The sequence below is a fragment of the Shewanella sp. cp20 genome, assembly GCF_000832025.1.
GTDB lineage: Bacteria > Pseudomonadota > Gammaproteobacteria > Enterobacterales > Shewanellaceae > Shewanella.
Window position 1 is genome coordinate 71,579 of the sequence record NZ_JPII01000055.1, and the last position, 6,777, is coordinate 78,355.

General features: G+C 51.9%; 9 protein-coding genes. 6 read left to right on the forward strand and 3 right to left on the reverse strand.

Annotated features, from left to right (window positions below):
* Positions 1 to 23: 23 nt before the first annotated feature.
* From DB48_RS19285 to DB48_RS19300, 4 genes are all read left to right on the forward strand, one after another.
* Entirely contained in the window at positions 24 to 329 is a 306-nt protein-coding gene (locus tag DB48_RS19285) for a DUF3630 family protein (protein ID WP_144203871.1), read from the forward strand.
* Entirely contained in the window at positions 326 to 1,327 is a 1,002-nt protein-coding gene (locus DB48_RS19290) for a serine/threonine protein kinase (RefSeq protein WP_041511811.1), read from the forward strand. The genes DB48_RS19285 and DB48_RS19290 overlap by 4 nt, the downstream gene beginning before the upstream one ends.
* A gap of 128 nt (positions 1,328 to 1,455) precedes the next feature.
* Positions 1,456 to 2,067: a thiol:disulfide interchange protein DsbA/DsbL gene (locus DB48_RS19295; RefSeq protein ID WP_041511812.1), complete on the forward strand. Its 612-nt coding sequence runs from the start codon at positions 1,456 to 1,458 to the stop codon at positions 2,065 to 2,067.
* A 500-nt stretch (positions 2,068 to 2,567) separates the two neighbouring features.
* Positions 2,568 to 2,780 (forward strand): DUF1107 domain-containing protein, encoded by a 213-nt coding sequence (locus tag DB48_RS19300; protein WP_041511813.1) that lies wholly within the window; start codon positions 2,568 to 2,570, stop codon positions 2,778 to 2,780.
* Positions 2,781 to 2,844: 64 nt separating this feature from the next.
* Here the strand turns inward: DB48_RS19300 and DB48_RS19305 are convergent, their stop codons facing one another.
* Positions 2,845 to 3,051 (reverse strand): cell division protein ZapB, encoded by a 207-nt coding sequence (locus tag DB48_RS19305; protein ID WP_041511814.1) that lies wholly within the window; start codon positions 3,049 to 3,051, stop codon positions 2,845 to 2,847.
* 186 nt (positions 3,052 to 3,237) lie between these two features.
* A complete protein-coding gene (locus DB48_RS19310) occupies positions 3,238 to 3,519 on the reverse strand; it encodes a Rho-binding antiterminator (protein ID WP_041511815.1) in 282 nt (93 codons plus the stop codon).
* A 110-nt stretch (positions 3,520 to 3,629) separates the two neighbouring features.
* Between DB48_RS19310 and DB48_RS19315 the strand changes: the two genes are divergently transcribed.
* Positions 3,630 to 4,403 (forward strand): DUF1223 domain-containing protein, encoded by a 774-nt coding sequence (locus DB48_RS19315; protein WP_152619206.1) that lies wholly within the window; start codon positions 3,630 to 3,632, stop codon positions 4,401 to 4,403.
* A 40-nt stretch (positions 4,404 to 4,443) separates the two neighbouring features.
* Here DB48_RS19315 and DB48_RS19320 read toward each other — a convergent pair whose 3' ends face one another.
* Positions 4,444 to 5,034: an outer membrane beta-barrel protein gene (locus tag DB48_RS19320; protein ID WP_041511816.1), complete on the reverse strand. Its 591-nt coding sequence runs from the start codon at positions 5,032 to 5,034 to the stop codon at positions 4,444 to 4,446.
* 177 nt (positions 5,035 to 5,211) lie between these two features.
* Between DB48_RS19320 and DB48_RS19325 the strand changes: the two genes are divergently transcribed.
* Positions 5,212 to 6,561 carry an esterase/lipase family protein gene (locus DB48_RS19325; RefSeq protein WP_041511817.1) on the forward strand — a complete coding sequence of 450 codons (1,350 nt, stop codon included), beginning with the start codon at positions 5,212 to 5,214 and terminating at the stop codon, positions 6,559 to 6,561.
* Positions 6,562 to 6,777: the final 216 nt, after the last annotated feature.

A 6,777-nucleotide genomic window follows, 5' to 3' on the forward strand; every position in this document is an offset into this window, starting at 1 on the left:
GCAGGGAGTTCCCTGAGTAAGTTATGAATCAAGAGTTGAAGATCAGCGCCATCAAGGTCGAGCCCCAGGCCAAGAGCCTGTCGATTCTGGCCGATGTCGATTTTGACCGTTTCGATCCTTTTGCCGAGGCTTTGGTTAAGGCCTTGGATTGCCGGGTGATCGAGCGTCACTGGGGCGCCGACAGGCATCAGTGGCTGCTGGAGTTCGAGGGCAGCCTGTTGCAACTGAATTATGAGTTTTACGGTGATGTCTGCTGGCTGTCGGTGGAGCGCGACGATGAGGTCGAGGTGCTCGTCTATCTGGCCAGCTTACTGGAGTCACAGCTATGACAACGTCGATGCAAGGGGCAGGGTTTCATTTTCAGGCCTTGACGCCGGATCTCATCCTGGATGCCATCGAATCTGTGGGCATCTACCCAGAGACAGGGCTTTTGGCGCTCAACAGCTATGAGAACCGTGTCTATCAGTTTCGCTGCGATCTGGGTAAGCGCTATGTGGTGAAGTTCTATCGCCCCGAGCGTTGGAGCAACGAGCAGATCCTGGAGGAGCACGACTTCTGCGCCGAGCTGGTGGAGGAGGAGATCCCTGTGGCGGCGCCCGTGATCATCGAGGGGCGCTCATTGCAGGAGTATCAGGGCTATCGTTTCGCGCTGTTTCCCTCCATGGGAGGCCGCGCCTTCGAGGTGGATAACCTGGAGCAGCTCGAGGAGGTGGGGCATTTCATCGGCCGCATTCATCAGTTGGCCAAGCAGCGTCCCTTTAAGCATCGTCAGACACTGACCCCTAAACTGCTGGGTGACGAGTCTCTCGACTGGCTCAAGGGCTCGGGTCATGTGCCGCCTAGCCTAGAAACTGCCTACTTCACCATAGTGGAGCAGGTGCTGGAGAAGGCCAAAGCCATTTGGCATCACTACCCCTGCGAGGCGATACGCCTGCATGGAGATCTACACCCCAGCAATATCCTGTGGACTCCAGACGGCCCAGGATTTGTCGACTTGGATGACGCCAAGATGGGGCCTGCGGTGCAGGATATCTGGATGATGTTGTCGGGCGAGCGCTCGCAGCAGACCCTGCAGCTGGAGGTGTTGCTGGAGGCCTATGAGGAGTTCTGCGACTTCGACAATCGTCAGCTGCACCTGATCGAGTCGCTGCGGGCGATGCGTATGTTGCATTACAACGCCTGGCTGAGTCGGCGCTGGCAGGATCCGGCCTTTCCGATGCATTTCCCCTGGTATGGCGAGGAGAAATATTGGGAGCAGCAGATCTTGGCGTTCAAGGAGCAGCTGGCCAAGTTGGATGAGCCGCCGCTTACTCTGATCCCCTATTAGCCCGGCAAACCTGGCTGTAATTTGTAACAGAAAAATGAACTTATCCGCTTGAGGTGGACTCCAAACCACTTTAAGGTATGGTCAATCTATTTGTCATAGTGGTGCTTAGGCACTGGGAAGGAAACATAATGAAAAAAGCGTTATTGGTAGCACTGGCACTCTTAGTTGCCCCTATGGCGGCACTGGCCGCCGATTACAAAGAGGGAGTTCATTACACAGTGATCAACGATGGCCCGGCTACGGCTAAGCCAGAGATCGCCGAGTTTTTCTCTTTCTACTGCCCACATTGCTACAACTTTGCCAAGACACAGGTGCCTAAGATCAAGGCTAACCTGCCAGAAGGCGTGGTGTTTAAGCAGAACCATGTTGAATTTATCGGTCGTGAAATGGGCCCAGAGATGTCTCGTGCCTTCGCCGTGGCTCACCAGCTGAAGGTTGAAGACAAGATGGAACACGCGCTGTTTGCCGCTATCCACGACAAGAAGCAACGTTTCGTTAGCCGTGACGATATCCGTCAGCTGTTCATCGCCAATGGCGTAGATGGCAAAGATTTCGATGCCGCCGCCAACTCTTTCATGGTGAGCGCACAGATGGCGCAGATGAAGCGTGCGACCGAGAATGCCAAGCTGTCTGGCGTACCTGCCCTGGTGGTAAACGGTAAGTACCGTGTGGAAACCGGCGCGATTAAGTCTTATGACGAGTTGCTGCAGATCGCTTACTATCTAACTAGCTTGAAGTAATACCAATCACAGTAAATATGTGATCAGAAATAGCGCAGGAAAAACGCTTGAGAACAAAGCAGGATTTTTAGATAAGTAGTTATTCTACAATTAAAAATACTAATACAGTTATCGAGCGTTTTAACAAGCTAGAATGATTAATTATTTATTACGATTGGTATAATAGCTAGCTTGTCATCGAAAGGGGCTTAGGCCCCTTTTTTGTTGCCCAGAATAAAAAAAACCGTATTTCCGGTCGCTATGGAAATACGGTTATCGAGCTAAAAAGCTCTATTTACCCTGAGTAACTGCTCCAATCTACCAGGGTGTCAAAAATTTGGCAAGTGCCAATTTTTATATAGACTAGTCTATTAGTCTGATAGACAAGGTAAAAATTTCGCACTATGGCATGAAGGTCAAATTTAGCGAAAAAAATGCTCAAAAAATTGAAACTAACATGGTAAAAGACCTGTCGAATCTAAGTATAAAAATAAGAACGCAGAGTCTTGCTTGGAGGTCTCATGAGAGTTTTTCCTGTCTACGCGCCGAAATTGATTGTGAAACATGCCCGAATTTTTGTTTCTGGGGTGATCTGGGTGAAAGACCTGGGGAGATTAGAGTTCGAGAAAGGAAAATTTTTATTGCCGCGTCAGAGCCTGCCTCAGGTAAAACGCGCCATCATGGAATTGAATGAATTAATCGAGCACCAACATAACGAAGCGAAGACGGCTTAGGTCTTCGCTCATCGAAAGCGCTTATCATAAGAGCGTCTCACTCTTGGTCTAAGCGCTTCTCAAGTTATTCGCTAACTTCGTCGTTCAGCAGGCCCACAAGCCCGGTCACTTTTTCGTTCCAAGAGTTGAGATCTTGACTCAGCTGTTGGTTCTGTTCGTTCAGGGTATGGTTCTTCTGTTTCTCTTCCTCAAGCTCCATTTTCAGTAGCTCAATGGTTTCGAGTGCCGCTTGGATTTTTGTCTCCAGCTTGGACAGTAGTTCAAGGCTCATGGGGAGGTCCTAATAGTTTCTGGATGGTGCTTCGATTCTATCAGTGCCGCTATCTGAGTGAATAGCTAATTCGTGTTAAATGTCTAAAAATCCATCTATATATGGATTAAAGATTGTTTATTTCGTCGGCGCGGCGAGCATACTGCGCCAAAGGGCTTGTAAGTGACTCGCCGGCGGTCCCTGGCGTTAATCTTCTTGGGGTTTCTCGGCTGCGGCGATCACCACACGATCAAAGGTTTCTCCTTGGGATAAGGGCGTAATCGCCAGGATATGATCCAGGCGGATCGCCTGTTCGCCCGCCTCGTTTTTAACGGTGAGATATTCGCTCTTATCCGCCCGGGTGGTGAGCGTGATGGCGGTGGCCGTAATGTCGCCTTTCGAGGTCTCGATAAGCAGTTGGTAACCTCTGATACAAGCCAGCTCCAGGTGGTCGTGAACATGACAGTCTATGATGCGATAGGGTTGCATAGGTTTTCCTTTGATTGAAGAGGGCATCTTTGAGTGTAAACGGTCCATGAATGTAAATGGTTCGGCGCCGGGTCTCTTAAGTAGATGCCTATCATCTTGGAGGATAACCCGTGCCGAGTAAACTTGCCCTATTGCTCTTGCTCAGTCTGTTGGCTCAGCCGCTTTTGGCGGCGCAGACGCTGACCCAGTTTGATCAGCAGAGTGAGGCGCGTCAGCCGCTGGTGGTCGAGCTGTTTACCTCTCAAGGCTGTAGCAGCTGTCCGCCCATGGAGCGTTGGCTCTCGGGTTTCAAGCAGGAGACCGGTCTGTGGCGCGATTACTTTCCCTTGGCCTTTCATGTGAGCTACTGGAACTACCTCGGCTGGCGGGATCCCTTTTCCAGGCGTGCCTTCAGCCGTCGCCAGTATGACTATCTAAACCACAAGGGCATCGCCCAGGTCTATACGCCGCAGTTGGTGATCAATGGCCGCGAGTGGCGCCCGGGTGACCAGGGTTTACTGCCAGATGAAGCAGCTATGCGCCCGTTTGTGGGCAAGCTAAGCGTGACCATAGCTGGGCAAGCTGTGACGGCGACATTTGACAGCCTGTTGCCCAGTAACGAGGGGCTCACGTTGCACCTAGCCTTGCTGGGCAGTGGCATGGCGACTCAGGTTGGCAGGGGAGAGAATCGCGGCAAATATCTGCGAGAAGATTTTGTGGTCTTGAGTCACCAGCACTTTCGAGGCATTGACGCTAAGGTGGTAAGTTTCTCCGGTACTGTGGCTGCCTTGCCCGGTGAGGCCAGAGAGGCGAAGCGCCTGGCCTGGGTAGCCTGGATAGAACAAGACCATCTCCCCCTGCAAGCGGTTGGCGCTTGGCTGGAGAATGAGCCAATAGATGAATAATAAAAAAGCCCCTTGCGGGGCTTTGTTGTAAAGACTTGGCTTAGAAGCGGTAGTCTACAGACAGGTAAACCTGTTGGCTGTCGTCTAGTGAGAATGATGCCTTGTCGCCTGCTTCTGAGGTGAGGGTCTTGTCATAGTCTTGCTTCAGGTAACGGTAGCCGATCTCTGTGCTCACCTTGTCGTTGATCTTGTACATGAAACCGGTTTGACCACCCCATACGAAATTGTTTTTTGATTCCAGCATATCGACATCTGGACTCGTGTGGTTAACACCCGCGGTCGCACCGATGAACCAGTTGACCTTGTTGTTCGCATCCAGGCCGACCAGGTAATCATAAGACATCAGGAAGCTCTGTTGCTTACCGAAGTCGTCTGAGTTGTAAGAGTAAGTACCGTATACACGGTTGTTGTCGTTCAGGTAGGCACCACCGCGTAGCTCATAGATCATGTCGCTATCTGAATCTTTGAATGTGCCCTTGCTGAAGCCAGGATCGACCGCTTCGGTGATCTCTGCCTTGTAGTTGTTCTCTTGTGAACCGATACCGCCACCGATGAACCAATCTGCGGCCATTGTTGGCGCTGACAATGCTGCTGTGATTACTGCGGCTACCGCTAATGTCTTCTTAGTCATAATATGCTCTCTCTTAAAAGGTGGTGTTGTTTTCGTTGAGGGCATAGTAAGTTAGCCTTGCTGAACCAAAACTGAATGAGATCTGCAAGTTAGATTGCGGGTGTCATGTCTATAGATGTGGCGCCTGTGGGGCTTAAGGCCCCCGATGAGCGTCGAGACGAACGAAGGAGTGAGACGATGAAACTGGTGTTTGTGCATGGATGGAGTGTCACCAGTACCCAGACCTATGGCGAGCTGCCCCAGGCGCTGCTTAAGCTGGCCCCCGAGGCGCTAGACCTGGATGTTCAACACATCTATCTGGGGCGATATATCAGCTTTAACGACGCGGTGACGCTGGAAGATCTCAGTATTGCCTTCGAGTCGGCCCGCCTCGCCGAGCTGGGGGATGAGCCCTTCTCTGTGATAACCCACTCCACCGGCGGGCCACTGATTCGCCACTGGTTGTGCCGCTATTACCAAGAGGCAGCGACCACGCCGCTACAACACCTGATCATGCTGGCGCCCGCCAATCATGGCTCGGCACTGGCGCAGCTGGGTAAGTCCAGAGTGAGTAGACTCAAAGCCTGGTTCGATGGTGTCGAGCCGGGTCAGCGAGTATTGGATTGGCTGGAGCTGGGCAGCGACGGCCAGCATCAGCTCAACCTGAGCTGGCAGCAAAAGGACTGGCTTAGCAGCGACGTCTATCCCTTCGTGCTCACCGGAGAAACCATAGACGGTGCGCTGTACGACTATATGAACAGTTACACCGGCGAGGTGGGCTCTGATGGCGTGGTGCGGGTTTGCGCCGCCAACATGAACTTTGTCTATGCCCGGTTGGCGCAGCAAGTGGGCGTACTCTGCGACAGCTTCGATGGCGAGTGCGCCGAAACCCTGGCGCTAACGGAGCTCACCCAGGCCGTTGAGCCTTGCGTCTTAGGGATTGTGCCTAGGGCGAGTCACAGTAATCGCAAGATGGGGATCATGAACTCAGTGACCCAGAGAAATGCCGCTAACAAGCCTGTGGTCGCCGATATTCTCGATTGTCTGAGGGTAAAAGATCGCCAAGGGTATCGTAAGCTGAGACAACAAATGGCGCTTAAGTCCGAGGCGAGTCGTAAACCGCCCCGTTACTGCATGCTGGTGGTGCGTGTGTTCGATAACCTGGGCCATGCCGTCACCGATTTTGATTGCTATCTCTTGGCGGGCGATGAGTACCATGCCTCGCGGTTGCCTCACGCCATGGTGCTGGATAAGCAGCGTAACAGCGTCAACGGTAACGTGATCACCTTCTATTTGGATGCCAACAAGCTCTCTAGGATAAAGGCCGGCAAGCTGGGGCTTAAGCTGATCCCCAGACCAGACGAGGGCTTTTGCCATTACAAGAGCGCCGAGTTTCGCTGTGAGCCCGAGCAGTTGACCCAGCTGTTTGGCGCCGATCAGACCCTGATGCTCGATGTGCAGCTTGAGCGCTATATCGCCCCCAATACCTTCAGCTTTGCCAAGGTTGGCGAGAAAGCGGACTTTAAGCAAATACCGCCGCAGGATTAAAGGTGGAGCAAACAAAAAGCGGAGCCCGAGGCTCCGCTTTTTGGATCGAGTAGACGAGCTTATACCAATCGTAATAAATAATTGATCATTCTAGCTTGTTAAAACGCTCGATAACTGAATTAGTATTTTTAATTGTAGAATAACTACTTATCTAAAAATCCTGCTTTGTTCTCAAGCGTTTTTCCTGCGCTATTTCTGATCACATGTTTACTGTGA